Origin of the sequence: Devosia sediminis, assembly GCF_016411825.1 — a bacterium.
In the GTDB taxonomy this organism is placed as follows: Bacteria; Pseudomonadota; Alphaproteobacteria; order Rhizobiales; family Devosiaceae; genus Devosia; species Devosia sediminis.
Window position 1 is genome coordinate 1,015,681 of sequence record NZ_JAEKMH010000002.1, and the last position, 16,363, is coordinate 1,032,043.

Below are 16,363 nucleotides of genomic sequence, written 5' to 3' on the forward strand. Positions count from 1 at the left end.
CCCTTCCTGGTCGTCTCTAGAGCGGAGCGGAAAACCGCCGTGCGCCGGCTTGCGCTGCGTCGATTGTGGCTTCGATGAAATGCACCGCCGTGGTCAGCCCGTCCTCGCCGCGCAGCATTTCGCCGATCGACTTGGCATTGGCGGCCATGGTCTGGTTGGTGGTCAGTTCATGCAGCGCGCTGGCGAGGATTTCCGGCGTCACGGCTCTGAGGCGCACCGGCGCGGGCCCGCAGCCCAGGGCGCGCACGCGGCGACCCCAATAGCGCTGGTCATAGGCCTGGGGGAGGGTGAAGGTTGGCTTGCCGGCCCGCAGGCCCGCCGCAGTTGTGCCCGCGCCACCATGATGGATCACCGCCGCGCAATGCGGAAACAGCTTGTCATGCGGCGCTTCGGCTACGGCAAACACCGTTTCGGGCAGGTCGTCGACATTGATGCCGCCCCAGCCGCGCGAGACGATGGCGCGGCCGCCCCACTGCTCGAGTGCGGTTTTCAGGATCTGCGTATTGCGCTCGGCACCGAAGGGCATGGAGCCAAAGCCGATGTAAACCGGGGCAGGGCCCGCATCGAGGAAGCGCTGCAACTCCGCGGAGGGTTTCCAGTCGCTGTTGTCGTCGAGATACCAGAAGCCGGTGACGACGGCCGTTTGCGGCCAGTCGCGCGGACGCGGGGAAACGATGGAAGAGAAGTTATAAAGCGTCGGCAGGTTGTTGCCGTGGCTATCCTTGAAGATGCCGCCGCGCTTACGCGGCCCGAGGCCCATCAGCTCCTTGCGCACGCGATCGCGCGGCAGGTCGTAATAGCCCTGCTGAATGTTCATCGCGATATAGCTGAGCTTGTTGAAGGTCGGCCCGAGATCGGGGAACTCATAGGCGCAGACGGGGAATTCCTGGGTCGGGTTGAGCGGCTGCATCGCCGTCATGATCACCGGAATGTCCAGCGCCTCGGCGATGTCGATGCCGAAGCTGGTATTGATGTTCACCACCATGGCGTCGGCGCCCTGCGCCATCACCCAGGAATTGCGCGCGGCGCGCTCGACCAGCGCCTGGCCCTGGCGCAGTAATTGCGGAAAGTGGTGCAGTTTCATCTGGCTGATGGCGGTATCGAATCGCGATTCCTGCAGCCAGTCCTGGATATTGGTGCCGAGGTTGTGGAATTCGATTCCATGCGAGGTCACGAAGTCCTCGAAGTCGGCATTGGCCCCCAGCACAACGTCATGTCCGTGCTGCTTGAGTTCCATGGCGAGCGCCAAATAGGGCCTGACATCACCGGCAGTACCGATAGTGGCGATCGCGACGCGTTTGCTCATGCACCTGTCCGACGAAACTACTCTGCCGCAGCAGCAAGCCCATTACATGTTCTGGCTTGGCGGCATTTACAACCATGGCGGGAAAACATATTAGGTGATCAGCCACGCTCGGTTGTGGTAGCAGAAGATATTTCACAAGGGCAAGAGACATGCCGTCTCCGTTCACCATTGCAGGGTTTGCAGCAGCGCTCGCCTTCAATCCGGTGGCAGCCGTCGCGGCCGCGGCAAACGCCCGATAGCTCTTCCCGCGTGGCCGGAACCCGGCCGGGAAGAGCCGAATAGAAATGTCTCCGTCCTTCACCGGACGCTTAACCCCTGCACAACCATAATTCCGCGATAATCAGCCAGTCCAATTGGAGCAAATCAGCGCCTTGCGCGTCGCGGTCATCAGGCCCCAGCCGGGCCATCCGAGGAATAAATGAGCGAAGTCTTCCATCGCATCCGCCGTCTGCCGCCCTACGTGTTCGCCCATATCGATCCGATCAAGGCCAAGGCGCGCGCCGAGGGCGTGGACATCATCGATCTGGGCATGGGCAATCCCGACATGCCGACGCCCGACCACATCGTTGCCAAGCTCCAGGAAACCGTGAAGGACGGGCGTACCCACCGCTATTCGACTTCGCGCGGCATTCCCGGCCTCCGGAAGGCTCAGGCCAGCTATTATGGTCGCCGCTTCGGCGTAAAACTCAATCCCGACACCCAGGTGGTGGCGACGCTTGGCTCCAAGGAAGGCTTTGCCAATATGGCCTCGGCTATCACCGCCCCGGGCGACGTGGTGCTGGTGCCCAACCCGACCTATCCGATCCATTCCTTCGGCTTCATCATGTCTGGGGGCGTCGTGCGCTCCATGCCTGCCGATCCGAACGAGGATTTCATGCGCTCGCTGGATCGTGCCGTCAGGCACTCGATCCCCAAGCCGATCGCGCTGGTCCTGAACTATCCGGCCAACCCCACCGCCTACACCGCCGACCTCGATTTCTATGCCGAGGTGGTCAAGTATTGTAAGGCCCACGACATCTTCATTCTGTCCGATCTCGCCTATTCCGAGATCTATTTCGACGACGATCAGCCGCCTCCGTCCGTGCTGCAGATTCCGGGCGCCATCGACATCACCGTCGAATTCACCTCCATGTCCAAGACCTATTCCATGCCCGGCTGGCGCGTGGGCTTTGCCGTGGGCAATGAGCGCCTGATCGCCGCCCTGGCGCGTGTAAAATCCTATCTCGATTACGGTGCCTTCACGCCGATCCAGGTCGCCGCTGTCGCTGCGCTCAATGGCTCGGACGATGTCATCGACGAGGTCCGCAAGGTCTACAAGCATCGCCGCGACGTCATGGTGGAAAGCTTCGGCCGCTCCGGCTGGAACATTCCTGTGCCCAAGGCCACCATGTTTGCTTGGGCCCCGATCCCCGACCAGTTCGCCCATATGGGTTCGCTCGAATTCGCCAAACTCCTGGTGCAGGAGACCGGCGTGGCCGTCGCGCCCGGCGTCGGCTTCGGCGAGTACGGCGATCAGTATATCCGCCTCGCCTTTGTCGAGAACGAGCAGCGCATCCGCCAGGCCGCGCGCAACGTCAAGAAGCTGCTCGGCGCCAAGCCGGGTCAGGGCAATGTTGTGCCGCTCGCCACGGCTTCGAAGTAGAACGAAATCGGGGAGGCGGCGGTGCCGCCGCCTCCCATGCGCTGGGATGGTCGGGTGGATGCAGCCGTGAGCGCCGCCATGCAGTGCGATTACTTCGATCGCGGAGTCTGCGGCACGTGCACCCTCATGGGCACGCCCTACGACGTCCAGCTTGCTTCCAAGATTGCTCATGCGCGCACGCTTCTCGCGTTCTGGCCCGACGCAGTCTGGCTCCCGCCCATGCAAAGCCGCCAAAGCGGCTTCCGCAACAAGGCCAAAATGGTCGTCGGCGGTACGGCCGAAAGCCCGACCCTCGGTATTCTCGACGCCACCCAGCACGGGGTCGATCTCACCCTCTGCGGCATCCTTTCCCCTGGTCTTCGCGCTGCCTTCGCGCCCATAGCCGCCTTCATTTCCCGCGCCCGCATCACCCCTTATGACGTGCCCACCCGCCGCGGCGAACTCAAGCATGTCCTCCTCACCCAGTCGCCCGATGGCGAACTGGTGCTGCGTTTCGTGCTCCGCTCCACCGAGCCGCTTGGCCGCATTCGCAAACACCTGCTGGGCCTGTTGGCCGATCTGCCAAACCTCTCGGTCGTTACGGCCAATCTGCTGCCCGAGCACAAGGCCGTCCTTGAGGGCGACGAAGAGATCGCCCTCGCCGGTGACGAGACCCTGGCCATGCGTCTCGGTGATCTCGTCCTGCATCTTCGCCCGGCCAGCTTTTTCCAGACCAATACCGACATTGCCATGGGTCTATACGCCCAGGCCCGCGAGTGGATCGATGAGGTCGGCGCCCGCTCCGTCTGGGACCTTTATTGCGGGGTAGGGGGCTTTGCCCTCCATGTCGCGGCGCCCGGCCGCCTTGTGCACGGTGTCGAGGTCAGTGCGCCGGCCGTCGAGTCGGCCCGATTGAGCGCCGTGGAAGCCGGCCTCTCCGGCGTAACCTTCGAGGTGGGCGACGCCACAGCCCTCGACGCGGGCGACACGCCCGACGCCATCATCGTCAACCCGCCGCGCCGCGGCCTTGGCGATCGCCTCTGCGCGACGCTGGAAGCGTCCGGGGCGCCCACCATCGTCTATTCGAGTTGCAACGCGACCACGCTCGCCCGCGACATCGCCGCCATGCCCTCCTATGCGCCGCAACGCATCCGCCTCTTCGACATGTTCCCGCAGACTGACCACTACGAAGTCATGGTGCTGCTGTCGCGCCGCTCCACCTCAAATTATACATGACATTCAATATCACCTTTTGTAAGGAGAGCTATCTCCACGCAATGGGTGACCCATGTCTCTCCGCTCCGTTCTCGTTTCCGCCGCCATCCTGCTCGCGGCGCCCGTGGCCGCCCAGGCGCAGGCCTTTCCCGTTACGCTCGAGCATGTCTGGGGCTCGACCACCATCGAAGCGGCGCCACAACGTGTCGTTACCTGGGGGTGGGGCAATGAGGACGCGGCCATCGCGCTTGGCGTCATTCCGGTCGGCATGCCCTTCCAGTCCTATGGCGGCGGCGAAGACGGCATCCAGCCCTGGATCGAGGACGCTCTGGCCGCTGCCGGCGCTGCAACGCCTGTCATCCTCGACAATGCCGGGGAACCGCCTTTCGAGCAGATTGCCGCCCTCGAGCCCGACCTGATCCTCGCCGTCTTCTCCGGCGTCACCGAAGAGCAGTATGCGCTGCTCTCGGCCATCGCCCCGACCGTCGCTTATACCGGTGACGCCTGGTCCACCCCATGGCAGGACGTCACCCGCCAGGTCGGCGCCGCGCTCGGCAAGGCCGACGAAGCCGAAGCGATGGTCGACGAAACCGAAGCCTGGCTGGCATCCGAATTCGCCAAGTATCCGGAACTGGCCGAAGTCACCTTTGCCAGCGCCAATGACTATGACGGCGCGATGGCTGTTCTGGCCCCACTAGATGCCCGTATAAAATTCCTCACGGATCTCGGCATGACGCTCGACCCGAGTGTGGCTACTCTCGCGCCCGATGACGGGCAGTTCTACTATCCGCTCAGCTATGAACTCTTCGATCAGCTCGAAGCCGATATCTTCGTGACCTATAACGAGGAACAAGCCGCGCTCGACACCTGGCTGGCGACGCCGCAAGCCCAGACCTATCCGCCGATCGTCGATGGCGGCCTTGCCGCGCTGGTCGGCACCGAGAATGTCGCCGCCGTGTCTCCGCCCAGTGCCCTGTCGCTGCGCTGGGGGTTTCCGACTTATCTTGAGGTCCTCGCCACCGCAGCGCAAGCTGTAACGAACCGTTGACCGATCAGCGCCTTAGGAGCGTCAGATGAATCACTTTGTGAGCATTGTAGGTGCGACTTTCCTCGCGCTTGCGGCGGCAACCGTGCAGGCCCAGGATTTCCCGGTCACCCTGCCTCATGCCTATGGCGAGACCACAATCCCCGCCAAGCCGCAGCGCATCGTCACCTGGGGCTGGGCTGGCCAGGATGCCGTCATTGCCCTGGGTGAAGTCCCCGTCGGCATCCCGTTCTTCGGCTATGGCGGCGACGAGAATGGCGCCCTGAACTGGACAAAGGATGCCGTGGCCGAGCTTGGCGCCGACTTCCCCACCATTCTGCCCGATACCGGCCGCGAGCCGCCCGTGGAGGCCATTGCCGCTCTGCAGCCGGACCTGATCCTCGCTGTCTACTCCGGCATCACCGAGGAGCAATACGATGTTCTGAGCGGCATCGCCCCGGTCGTCGCTTTCCCCGGCGAACCCTGGGATACGTCGTGGCAGGACACCATCACCATCACCGGTGAGGCCATGGGCAAGAAGGCCGAGGGCGAGGCCCTGGTCGCCGAACTCGAACAATTCATCGTCGACGAGACTGCCAGATATCCCCAGTTGGCTGGCGCCACCTTTGCGGCCATTTCCGACTATAACGGGCAGATCGACGTCTTTGCCGAATTCGATAGCCGGGTGAAATTTCTGGTCGATGCGGGTCTCGTCTCGGCGCCCAGTGTCGCCGAACTGGCCAAGACTGCCGGCCTCAATTTCTCGGTCTTCTCGCTCGCCTATGAGGTCTTCGACGACCTCACCGCCGATGTATTGGTGTCCTACTTCGAAACCGAGGACGACAAGGCCGCCTTCTTCGCCAACCCCGTCATTGCCCTGCATCCGCAGGTTGCCGAGGGCGCCGTGGCCAGCGTCGTCGGCGCCGAACTCATCAATTCGATCTCCCCGCCCAGCGCGCTCTCGCTCAAGTGGGGCTATCCAAAGTATATCAAGCTCATCGCCGACGGCGTCACTGCCGGAAAGAACTGAGGACCCCAAATGCTCAAATCCTTCGCCACGGCGCTTGTCGCCGCCACTGCTCTGTCCGTCCCGGCCCTGGCCCAGGATGCCTTCCCGGTCACCATCACCCATTCCTTCGGCGAAACCACCATTCCCGCCGAGCCCATGCGCATCGTCACCCTCGGCTGGTCGGCGCAGGATACCGTCCTGGCGCTGGGCAAGGTGCCGGTCGCCGTTCCCACCAATTCCTATGGTGGCGATGACAGTGGCGGCTTCCTGCCCTGGACACTCGAGGCCGTGGAAGCCCTTGGCGGCCCGACGCCCGAACTGTTGTCCGAGGCCGAGCCGCCCATCGAGGCTATCGCCGCTCTCCAGCCCGACTTGATCCTCGCGCCCTATTCGGGCCTCACCCAGGAGCAGTACGACGTCCTCAGCGGCATCGCTCCTGTCGTCGCCTCCCCGGGCGCGCCTTGGTCGACCAGTTGGCAGGATGTGGTGCTGATTTCGGGCCAGGCATTGGGCAAGTCGGCGGAAGCCGAAGCGCTCCTCGCCGAGACCGAGCAGTTCATGGCCGATGAAGCCGCGAAATATCACGACCTCCAGGGCACCAGCTTCGCCACGACCATCGGCTATGATGGTCAGGTGGCCGTCCACTCGGCCAACGACGCCCGCGTGCAGATGCTGGCCGATATCGGCATGGTGCCCGATGTCGAGATCGAAGGCGCCGATACCTCGGGTGGCTTCTATTCGGTCGTCTCATTCGAGAATTTCGACATGATCGACGCCGACGTCATCATCTCCTTCTTCGACACCCAGGAAGCCGCCGACGCCTTCTATGCCCAGCCCACGGTGGAGCTCTCGCCGCAGGTCGAGCGTGGCTCGGTCGCGGCCATTGTCGGGGAAGCCAAGGCCATGTCCATCGGGGCCCTCAGCCCCCTCGGCCTCCGCTGGGGTTTTCCTGACTATATCGCCGATATCGCCGCAGCCGCTGCCGCGGCCAAGAACTGAAGACCAAGGAATACTACCAATGCTAAAGACTTTCGCGGTGGCACTCGCCGCTACCTCGGCGTTCATCGTGCCGGCCATGGCCCAGGACGCCTTTCCCGTGACCATCGAGCATGCGCTTGGCAGCACGACGATCGAAGCCAAGCCCAGCCGCATCGTCACCTGGGGCTGGTCGGCCCAGGACGTGGTCATCGATCTGGGCATCGAGCCGGTCGGCATGCCCTTCTTTGCCTATGGCGGTGGCGACGATGGCGTGCTGCCCTGGACCGAAGAGGCCCTGGCCGAAAAGGGCATGGATCTCCCCACCGTCCTGCCCAACACGCCTGAAGCGCCGCTTGAAGCCATTGCCGCGCTCCAGCCCGACCTCATCCTCGCGCCCTATTCGGGACTGACCGAGGATGAATACGCGGCGCTGAGCAATATTGCCCCGGTCGTTGCCTTCCCCGAAAAGCCCTGGTTCGCCAGTTGGCAGGAAGTGGTCACCATGACCGGCAAGGCGCTCGGCCTGTCCGCCGAGGCCGACGCCCTGGTTGCCGAGACCATGGACTGGATGATCGCCGAACGTGATCTCTACCCGGAAATCGAAGGCACGGTTTTCGCCAATGTCGTCAACCGCAACGATGGCCAGGTTTCGGTCCGCATCGAAGGCGATCCGCGCGTCCAGCTCTTTGCCGATATCGGAATGGTGCCCGCGGGTGAGGCTCCAGGCGGCTCGCTGGTCGATACCAAGATCGCCTATCTCCTGAGCTACGAAAAATTTGACCAGATCCCGGCCGAAATGCTGCTGAGCTTCTTCTCCAACCAGCAGTCGGCCGACGACTTCTTTGCCATGGAGCTGATCCAGCTCTCCCCGCTGGTCCGGAAAAATGCCTATACCAACCTGGTGGGCGACGAACTGACCATGGCTGTCAGCGGTGCCATCACTCCGGCCTCGCTGCGCTGGGGCTTTGCCGATGTCATCAAGGAAGTCGGTCGCGCTGCCGCCGCGGCCAAGGCCGAGTAGATCCATCAAAGCTCCTCCCCGAAAAGGGGAGGGGCTCGCTAGAATCGCGCCGAGTTCATCTCGTCGAACTCTGCCCAGCCTTCGCCCTGGGCTACGTAGCGCCCCGCGCTCTCGTCCCAGCGATATTCCACCGAATAGCTGGTTTCTCCGGTCATATAGGGACCGTCACCCGCCGGGCACGCCTCATCGGAGGGTTCCAACACGTCGCGGACGATGACCGTAAAATCGCCCTTGCCGTCGCCCTCCGGCGTCGCCACGACATAGTCGAGATACTGCCTGCGGGTTTCCTCGCAACTGGTGACGTCAAGCGTCAGGATCTGGTCGACCATGGTCAGCCTGCCCTCGACCACGTCCACGATAGTGATCGCATTGTAGAACTGGCCGGCATTGCCGTGGCTGTTGAAGCCCAGGATCAGTTCGTGCCCCCAGCCCACCTGAAGGGTCGGGGGCAGCGCAAATCCCGATTGCCGGTCAAAGCCGATATCGACCACATCCACGAGCTCTGGCGCGCCGGTGACATCAAAGACGGCCAACGCCGCGATCGGCCCGGCGCTGTTTGGTGCCTCCGCCAGTTCGATCATCAGCGCCAGGTGGGGCTCCCCATCAATGCTGAGCCCAACGCCATTGAAGTCGGCAACCGTAACCGGCGCAGGGGCTACGACGGTGAAGTCCGGACCCTCGATATGGGGTACGGCTACGTCCTTCTCGACGACGATGAATTCGTCGGTCTCGAGAGCGCCGGGCAGGGCCATGGCAATCAGCTCTGCATAGGTCGTGTCGCCGATGGCAATGTCGCTGGGAGCAGGCAGCCCGCCGCTTTCCGACTGCCCAAGAGCCGCGGGAACGGGGCCTAGACAAAGCAGCGCCAGCGCCAAATAATTCCTATTGACGACTAGGCGACTTCCTATGCACATGTCCGCCACCATGAGCGATATCCAATCTTTCCGTCAGTCCGTCGAAGCTTTCATCTCTGCACGGGGTTGGACGCCCACCCGCTTTGGCCGCATTGTAGCAGGCGATCCGCTTTTCGTCTTTGATCTGCGCGACGGCCGCGAGCCGCGCAGCGAGACCCGCGCACGCATCCTCAAGGCTATGGCCGAACTGGGCGACACCGACCGCCAGGCGCCTCTGCGCGTCGGCGTCGCTGGCTTGGGCAATGTCGGCGCGACGCTGGTGCGCATCCTCCAGAAAGATGGCGCCGAGCTGACACGAAAACTTGGCCGCCAGTTGGAAGTGGTTGCCGTTGCCGCGCGCTCGCGTTCCCGAGACCGCGGCATTGATATTTCTGGGCTCGAGTGGTTCGACGATCCCGTCGCCCTCGCCAAATGGGACGGCATCGACCTTTTCGTCGAACTCATCGGTGGCGAAGACGGCCCGGCTTTTGCCGCGGTCAAGGCCGCGCTCGAAATTGGCCGTCCGGTGGTCACCGCCAACAAGGCGCTGCTCGCCAAGCACGGCGTCACCCTTGCACGGCTGGCTGAAGAATCCGGCGCCCAGCTCGGCTTCGAGGCCGCCGTCGCCGGTGGCATTCCCGTCATCAAGACCCTGCGCGAAGGTTTGGGCTCCGCCCGCATCGCCAAGGTCTTCGGCATCATGAACGGCACCTGCAACTACATCCTCACCCGCATGGGCAATGAAGGCATTTCTTTCGCCGATTGCCTCAAGGATGCGCAGGCCCTGGGCTATGCCGAAGCCGACCCGACCTTCGACGTCGAGGGCTTCGATACCGCGCACAAGCTCTCGATCCTTGCCACGCTCTGCTTCGGCTACGAGATCGCCCCCGACAAGATCCGCGTCGAAGGCATTTCCGGCATCACCCAGCACGACATCCAGGTCGCCGCCGACCTCGGCTACAAGATCAAGCTCTTGGGCATAGCCGAGCGCACCGAAAGCGGTATCGAGCAGCGCGTCCATCCCACCTTCGTGCCCAAGGGCAGCGCCATTGCCGGCGTCGATGGCGTCATGAATGCCGTGGCGCTCGAAACCGACCACGTGCACGAACTGCTGCTGGCCGGCCCCGGCGCCGGTGGGCCACCCACCGCGTCGTCGGTACTGTCCGACATTCTCGACATCGCCCGCGGCACCCGCGTGCCGCCGCTCGGCGTGCCCAGCGACGAACTGCTGCCCTATCGCGAAGCGCCCCATCGTGCCCATGAAGGTGGTTACTATATCCGCCTCAGCGCCAAGGACGTGCCCGGAGCACTGGCCGCCATCGCCACGCGCATGGGGGAAAAGTCGATTTCCATCGACAGTGTCATCCAGCGTTCGGATTTGAGTGCCAAAGCCGTGGCGCCCGACGGGTCGCCGACCCGCACCGTGGTGATGATTACTCAACAGACTTTGGAATCATCCGTGCGCGAAGCGCTTGCGGAGATCGCCGCGGATGGGTTCATAGTCGGCGAACCACAGCTTATTCGTATCGAGAAGCTCTAGCCGCCATCGGCGGAGCTTCAGGGGGACCCATGAAGCTCAGCAAAGTCGAGGACGGTCGCGATCCGGCCCATCTGCATCGCACCCTGACGCTGGAAATGGTGCGCGTCACCGAACGCGCCGCCATCGCCGCCGCCGAATGGCGCGGCAAGGGCAATGAAAAGGCTGCCGACGAGGCCGCCGTCGCCGCCATGACCGCCGAGCTCGATCGCGTCAGCATTTCCGGCCGCATCGTCATCGGCGAGGGCGAGCAGTTCGAATGCGACAATCTCTATGTCGGCCAATCGGTCGGCACGGGGCAGGGGCCGGGGGTCGACATTGCCGTCGATCCGCTCGAAGGCGTCACGCTCTGCGCCAAGAACCAGCCCGATAGCCTCGTGGTCCTCGCCATGGCCGAACGCGGGGGCTTGCTGAACGTCGCCCGCAACGTCTACATGCACAAAATCGCCATCGGTGCCGAATATGCCCCCGACACCGTGCATATCGAATGGTCGGCCACCGAGAACGTCAAAGCTCTCGCCAAAGCCAAGGGCGTGCCGATTTCGGAAATCACCGCCATCGTCCTCGACCGCCCGCGCCACGGCGGCCTCCTCGAAGAGCTGCGCACCGCCGGCGTTTCGGTCAAGCTGCTGACTGACGGCGACATTGCCGGGGTCATCCACGCGGTTAACACTGCCGATACCGGCGTCGACATCTACCTGGGTTCCGGCGGCGCCCCTGAAGGCGTCCTCGCCGCGGCGGCTCTCCGCTGCATTGGCGGCCATATGCAGGGCAAGCTCATCCTCGACACGCCCGACAAGCGCCTGCGCGCCCGCGAAATGGGCATCGACGATCCCAACCGCATCTACGACGTCACCGAACTCGCAGCAGGCGATGTGCTGTTCTCGGCCACCGGCGTCACCGACGGTTCGCTGGTCGACGGCGTCAAACTCCGCCGCGGATCGGTGGAAACCTCCACCGTCGTCATGCGGAGCTGGAGCCAGACCACGCGCTGGATCAAGGCAAGGCACGCGCGCTGATTTCTCCTCCCCCGCCTGCGGGGGGAGGGGGACCACGCGGAGCGTGGTGGAGGGGGGAGCCGCGCACACCGGTGCCCTGTGCGCCCCTCTCCACCGCCTATCGGCGGTCCCCCTCTCCCGCAAGCGGGAGAGGATAGACAGCGCAACCCCTTCCCACTCTGCGCAAAATCCCCTAACCCTCACCCATGCCCGAAACCCCGCGCTCCTTTCTCGACATCACCAGTTCGGTCACCGGCCGCGCCTGGGTCGATCGGCTGGACGCGGCGCAGGCGCGGACCGCCACCGCCATCGGTCAGCGGACAGGCATTTCCGATATCCTCTCGCGCATCATCGCCGCCCGTGGGGTGAGCCTCGAGGAGGCGGAAGCCTATCTCGAACCCACCATCCGCCACCTCATGCCCGATCCGTCGACCCTGACGCAGATGGACGAACTGGCCGAGCGCCTGGCCCGAGCCATCGCCGACAATGAATCCATCGCCCTTTTCGGCGACTATGATGTCGATGGCGCCTGTTCCTGCGCCCTGATGACCCGGTACCTCAGGCACTTCGGCATCGAGCCGCAGGTCCATATCCCCGATCGCATTTTCGAAGGCTATGGCCCCAACATCGCGGCCATGGACAAGCTCATCGACGGGGGCGCCTCGCTCGTCATCACCCTCGATTGCGGCACCACCAGCGACGGTCCCATCGCCCATGCCCGCAATCGCGGTGCCGATGTGCTGGTCATCGACCACCACCTCTCCGACCACGACCTGCCGCCGGCCAATGCGCTGGTCAATCCCAACCGCCCCGACGACATTTCCGGCCTCGGCTACCTTTGCGCAGCGGGCGTCACCTTCATGGTACTGGTCGCCGTCAACCGCGCCTTGCGCAACCGTGGTGATACCGGTCTTCCCGACCTCCTCAAGCTGCTTGACCTCGTGGCCCTCGCCACCGTCTGCGATGTCGTCCCGCTGGTCGGCCTCAATCGCGCCTTCGTGCTGCGCGGCCTCGAAGTCGCCCGTCGTGGCGAGAAGCCCGGCCTGTCCTCCCTGGCGCTGGCCGCCCGTGCCTCGGGTCCGCTCAACCCGTATCACCTTGGTTTCCTGATCGGCCCGCGCATCAATGCCGGCGGCCGCATCGGCGACGCGGCACTTGGCACGCGTCTGCTTGCGCTCGACGACGAGCACCAGGCCATGGTCATTGCTGCCCAGCTCGACGAACTCAATGGCGAACGCCAGCGCATCGAGGTGGAGGCTGTCGAGCAGGCAGCCGCCGCTGCCGAGGCGGAGATCGGGGGCGGGGAGGGGCCGCCGATCCTGGTCCTGGCTTCAGCCAACTGGCATCCGGGCGTGGTCGGCCTCGTCGCCGCGCGCCTGCGCGAACGCTTTGAGCGCCCCAGCTTTGCCATTGCGCTCCATCCCGACGGGTCTGGCACGGGCTCAGGCCGCTCCATGCCCGGCGTCGATCTGGGCAGTGCTGTGATCGAGGCGGTGGAAAGCGGCATTCTCCTCAAGGGCGGCGGCCACGCCATGGCGGCGGGCGTCTCGCTGCGTCCCGGCGATCTTGGCCCCTTCCGCGCCTTTATGGCCGAAAAGCTCACGGCGAGTGTGGGCGCCGCCCGTGCCGCCTCCGCCCTCAAGGTCGATGCCGCGCTCACCGCCCGCGGCGCCAGCGTCGATCTGCTGCACACTCTCGAAAAGGCCGGCCCCTATGGCGCCGGCAATCCTTCGCCGGTCTTCGCCTTTCCCGCGCATCGCGCCCGTTTCCCGCAGGTCGTGGGCAAGGGCGGGCATGTCAGCTTCACCCTGGCCTCCGACGATGGCGCCAAGCTCAAGGCCATTGCCTTCCGCGCAGCCGGCACGCCCCTGGGAGACACGCTGATGCGCGATGGCGACCAGCCGCTGCATTTTGCCGGCGGCCTTTCCATCGATCACTATCAGGGCCGCGAACAGGTCCAGTTCCGCCTGACCGACATTGCGCGCCCCGCACGCTGATCGTCGTTGAAATCCGATTGCCCACGGCCCACGTACTGACATCTGTTGGCAGGAGAGCGCTTGCCAGCGCATTGAGGCCGCTTGCATATCGGTTTGCGGCAGCTAGAATATCTGTGGTGTCTTGTGGGGGCGGCGCCTCACCTGAAGGACATTTCTGACGCTCGGTGGTTGGCGACGCGCGCAAGGCGTGCCGCTGTTTATTGCGATAGTTGGAACAAACGGCACAATGGCGAAAACAGTCGTCGAAGAGACCGAAACCGGCGCTTCTGCCTGGACACATTTCACCTCCTGGCTCGTCGAGCAGGTGGGCGTGTCCCTTATCGGCAAGCCCAGGCATGGCTCCATCACCGTGGTCTTTCCCAATGGGCGGACCCGCACGGTGGGGCAGGGCAATTCTGGCGAGCACGCAACACTCCGCCTCAACAATTTCAAGGTCATCAACGAGGCCATGCGGCGCGGCACGGTCGGTTTCGCCGCCGCCTACATGAATGGCGACATTGAATCCGATGACCTCACGGCGGTCTTCCGCTTCTTCCTGCAGAACCGGGACATGTTCGACGAGGCCGGTAAGGGCTTCTTCCACCGTGCCGCGGGCGATCTCCACTACCACCTCTCGCGCCGCAACACGCTCGAGGGCTCCAAGAAGAACATCGCTGAGCATTATGATCTCGGCAACGACTTCTACGGCCAGTGGCTCGATCCCTCGATGACCTATTCTTCGGCCGTATTTACCTCCGGCGACCAGAGCCTCGAGGAGGCGCAGCTCGCCAAGTACCGCCGCGTCGCCGACATGGCCGGCATCACCGAAGGCTCGTCCGTGCTGGAAATCGGCTGCGGCTGGGGCGGCTTTGCCGAAACCGTGGCGCGTGACTACAAGGCTAATCTGCGCGGTATCACCCTTTCGGCCGAGCAGCTCAAGTTCGGGCTCGAGCGCCTCTCGCGCCAGGGCCTCGACCAGTACGCCACCCTGGTCTTCGAGGACTATCGCCACACCCAGGGCCAGTTCGACCATATCGGCTCGATCGAGATGATCGAGGCCGTGGGCGAGGACAACTGGCCGAGCTATTTCCAGACCGTGCATGACCGCCTCAGGCCCGGCGGCACAGCGGCCATTCAAGCCATCACTATCCGCGAAGAGGATTTCGACGGCTACCGCTCCGGCCCCGATTTCATCCAGCGCTACATTTTCCCCGGCGGCATGCTGCTGACCAAGACGGTGATGAAGGAATTCGGCGAGCGCTACGGCCTCGTGCTCGAACAGGTCGAAACCTTCGGCCTTTCCTATGCCCGCACCCTCCGCCTCTGGCGCGAGCGCTTCCTCGAACGCTGGCCGATGATCGCGCCGCTCGGCTACGACGAGACCTTCAAGCGCAAGTGGGTCTACTACCTATCCTACTGCGAAGCCGGCTTTGCCGAAGGCTCCATCGACGTCGGCATCTATCAGTACCGCAAGCCAATCTGAACGAATGCGCAGCTCCTGCCCACTCTCCCAGTTGAGGGGAGGGTAGCGTAGCTGGGGAGGTTGTGTCGGGGTGCGGCGCTCTAGCTGCACCGTCCAACCTGGGGCCCGGCCTCGGGGCTCGCCCCGAGGGTCAACGCCTCCACGCGCCAACCACGGTGTCATTCCCGCGAAAGCGGGAACCCCTGTTTACTTGCCGTATCGCGAACAGGGGTTCCCGCTTTCGAGGGAATGACTTGGTGGAAGGGGCAAGCCGCCCCGCCAATTCCACTGCATCGGCGATAACATGACTTGACCGGTCACCTTACGGGGGCTAGGGGAAACGACGCAAATTCCCCTGACCCCTTGAGGCTTCCTCATGCTTCGCTCCGCCGCAATCGCGCTCGCCCTGCTCGCCACATCCGCTCTCCCTGCTTTCGCGCAGTGGAGCTATGTCGGCGGCAATGGCGAAACGGTCATGCTCGATGCCGTTCCCACTCGCATCATTGCCAGCCAGGACGCGGCCGCCGGCCTGATCCCGCTCGGCATCCGCCCGGTCGCCATCTATGCCGACAGCGCCGTGGCCGACGCCAAGGCCCTGCAGGGTCTCGACCTGACCGGCATCGAGATCATCGGTCAGGCCTGGGGCGAAGTGGATATCGAAAAGGCCGCCGCTCTTGAGCCCGACCTGATCGTCGCCGAATTCTGGCCGCTGGAAACCACCTGGTCCGGTGGCGCCGACGTGGTCAACGCCCTTTCGCCGCTGGCGCCGATCACCGGTCCGGAGCAGGGCGCCTCGATCCTGACGCTCATCGAGGATTATGAAGAGCTCGCCGCCAGCCTCGGCGCGGATCTCGCTGCGCCATCCATCGCTGCCGACAAGGCCGCCTTCGAGACCGCCCTGGCCGATTTCAAGGCCGCCACCGCTGCCAAGCCCGACCTGACCGCACTGGCCGTCTGGGCCGGCGAGGACGCCCTCTATGTCGCCGCCACCGGTGGCGCGTCGGAGCTGATGGATTTTGCCAGCTGGGGTCTCAAGCTGATCGACCCGGAAGTCGCCGATGACCGCGGCTACTGGGAAACCCTGTCCTGGGAGAATGCCGACAAGTATCAGCCCGATCTGATCCTCGTCGACAACCGCTCCGCCCAGACCATGGAAACCGCTCTGGCCCAGCCGACCTGGACCCTGATGAAGGCTGCTGAGGCCGGGCAGGTCACCGATTGGCCGGCCTATTGGCTGCGCAACTATGGCGCCTATGCCAGCGAACTGGCCAAGCTGACCACGGCCATCAACGCCGCCGACGAAAACCTGGCGCCCTGATCGCC

Annotated in this window: 13 protein-coding genes; 11 read left to right on the forward strand and 2 right to left on the reverse strand. The window is 64.2% G+C overall.

What is annotated here, in order from left to right; genetic code table 11:
- Positions 1-16 precede the first annotated feature (16 nt).
- The gene (locus JEQ47_RS12165; protein ID WP_198876658.1) at positions 17-1,306 is read right to left on the reverse strand and encodes a glycosyltransferase; all 1,290 of its coding nucleotides are present in this window, start codon (positions 1,304-1,306) and stop codon (positions 17-19) included.
- Positions 1,307-1,724: 418 nt separating this feature from the next.
- Between JEQ47_RS12165 and JEQ47_RS12170 the strand changes: the two genes are divergently transcribed.
- From JEQ47_RS12170 to JEQ47_RS12195, 6 genes are read left to right on the forward strand one after another with little or no spacing between them, the layout of a single operon-like run.
- Entirely contained in the window at positions 1,725-2,948 is a 1,224-nt protein-coding gene (locus JEQ47_RS12170) for an LL-diaminopimelate aminotransferase (protein WP_198876659.1), read from the forward strand.
- Positions 2,949-2,969: 21 nt separating this feature from the next.
- A complete protein-coding gene (gene rlmC / locus JEQ47_RS12175) occupies positions 2,970-4,163 on the forward strand; it encodes a 23S rRNA (uracil(747)-C(5))-methyltransferase RlmC (protein ID WP_198876660.1) in 1,194 nt (397 codons plus the stop codon).
- Positions 4,164-4,215: 52 nt separating this feature from the next.
- Complete coding sequence (locus JEQ47_RS12180) at positions 4,216-5,190, forward strand: iron-siderophore ABC transporter substrate-binding protein (RefSeq protein ID WP_198876661.1); 975 nt, start codon at positions 4,216-4,218, stop codon at positions 5,188-5,190.
- A 25-nt stretch (positions 5,191-5,215) separates the two neighbouring features.
- Complete coding sequence (locus JEQ47_RS12185; RefSeq protein ID WP_198876662.1) at positions 5,216-6,196, forward strand: iron-siderophore ABC transporter substrate-binding protein; 981 nt, start codon at positions 5,216-5,218, stop codon at positions 6,194-6,196.
- Between the two features lie 9 nt (positions 6,197-6,205).
- Positions 6,206-7,174 carry an iron-siderophore ABC transporter substrate-binding protein gene (locus JEQ47_RS12190; RefSeq protein WP_198876663.1) on the forward strand — a complete coding sequence of 323 codons (969 nt, stop codon included), beginning with the start codon at positions 6,206-6,208 and terminating at the stop codon, positions 7,172-7,174.
- A gap of 19 nt (positions 7,175-7,193) precedes the next feature.
- Positions 7,194-8,174: an ABC transporter substrate-binding protein gene (locus JEQ47_RS12195; RefSeq protein ID WP_198876664.1), complete on the forward strand. Its 981-nt coding sequence runs from the start codon at positions 7,194-7,196 to the stop codon at positions 8,172-8,174.
- A gap of 38 nt (positions 8,175-8,212) precedes the next feature.
- On the opposite strand, the gene JEQ47_RS12200 is transcribed toward JEQ47_RS12195, so the two are convergent.
- Positions 8,213-9,049, reverse strand: a complete 837-nt coding sequence (locus JEQ47_RS12200; RefSeq protein WP_198876665.1) for a hypothetical protein — start codon at positions 9,047-9,049, stop codon at positions 8,213-8,215.
- 217 nt (positions 9,050-9,266) lie between these two features.
- On the opposite strand from JEQ47_RS12200, the gene JEQ47_RS12205 reads away from it, so the two are divergent.
- The 5 genes from JEQ47_RS12205 to JEQ47_RS12225 all read left to right on the forward strand — a co-directional run bounded on the left by JEQ47_RS12205 (position 9,267) and on the right by JEQ47_RS12225 (position 16,358).
- Positions 9,267-10,607, forward strand: coding sequence for a homoserine dehydrogenase (locus JEQ47_RS12205; RefSeq protein ID WP_236020856.1), 1,341 nt, complete (start codon positions 9,267-9,269; stop codon positions 10,605-10,607).
- 29 nt (positions 10,608-10,636) lie between these two features.
- Complete coding sequence (gene glpX, locus JEQ47_RS12210; RefSeq protein ID WP_198876666.1) at positions 10,637-11,623, forward strand: class II fructose-bisphosphatase; 987 nt, start codon at positions 10,637-10,639, stop codon at positions 11,621-11,623.
- Positions 11,624-11,808: 185 nt separating this feature from the next.
- A complete protein-coding gene (gene recJ / locus JEQ47_RS12215; protein ID WP_198876667.1) occupies positions 11,809-13,599 on the forward strand; it encodes a single-stranded-DNA-specific exonuclease RecJ in 1,791 nt (596 codons plus the stop codon).
- A gap of 226 nt (positions 13,600-13,825) precedes the next feature.
- Entirely contained in the window at positions 13,826-15,061 is a 1,236-nt protein-coding gene (locus JEQ47_RS12220; protein WP_198876668.1) for an SAM-dependent methyltransferase, read from the forward strand.
- A 355-nt stretch (positions 15,062-15,416) separates the two neighbouring features.
- Positions 15,417-16,358 carry an ABC transporter substrate-binding protein gene (locus tag JEQ47_RS12225; protein ID WP_198876669.1) on the forward strand — a complete coding sequence of 314 codons (942 nt, stop codon included), beginning with the start codon at positions 15,417-15,419 and terminating at the stop codon, positions 16,356-16,358.
- Positions 16,359-16,363: the final 5 nt, after the last annotated feature.

Bases quoted from the DNA above. Each gene is read 5' to 3' on its own strand.
- JEQ47_RS12165 (WP_198876658.1), bottom strand. From the start codon at position 1,306: ATGAGCAAACGCGTCGCGATCGCCACTATCGGTACTGCCGGTGATGTC.
- JEQ47_RS12170 (WP_198876659.1), top strand. From the start codon at position 1,725: ATGAGCGAAGTCTTCCATCGCATCCGCCGTCTGCCGCCCTACGTGTTC.
- JEQ47_RS12180 (WP_198876661.1), top strand. From the start codon at position 4,216: ATGTCTCTCCGCTCCGTTCTCGTTTCCGCCGCCATCCTGCTCGCGGCG.
- JEQ47_RS12185 (WP_198876662.1), top strand. From the start codon at position 5,216: ATGAATCACTTTGTGAGCATTGTAGGTGCGACTTTCCTCGCGCTTGCG.
- JEQ47_RS12190 (WP_198876663.1), top strand. From the start codon at position 6,206: ATGCTCAAATCCTTCGCCACGGCGCTTGTCGCCGCCACTGCTCTGTCC.
- JEQ47_RS12195 (WP_198876664.1), top strand. From the start codon at position 7,194: ATGCTAAAGACTTTCGCGGTGGCACTCGCCGCTACCTCGGCGTTCATC.
- JEQ47_RS12205 (WP_236020856.1), top strand. From the start codon at position 9,267: ATGGCCGAACTGGGCGACACCGACCGCCAGGCGCCTCTGCGCGTCGGC.
- glpX (WP_198876666.1), top strand. From the start codon at position 10,637: ATGAAGCTCAGCAAAGTCGAGGACGGTCGCGATCCGGCCCATCTGCAT.
- recJ (WP_198876667.1), top strand. From the start codon at position 11,809: ATGCCCGAAACCCCGCGCTCCTTTCTCGACATCACCAGTTCGGTCACC.
- JEQ47_RS12220 (WP_198876668.1), top strand. From the start codon at position 13,826: ATGGCGAAAACAGTCGTCGAAGAGACCGAAACCGGCGCTTCTGCCTGG.
- JEQ47_RS12225 (WP_198876669.1), top strand. From the start codon at position 15,417: ATGCTTCGCTCCGCCGCAATCGCGCTCGCCCTGCTCGCCACATCCGCT.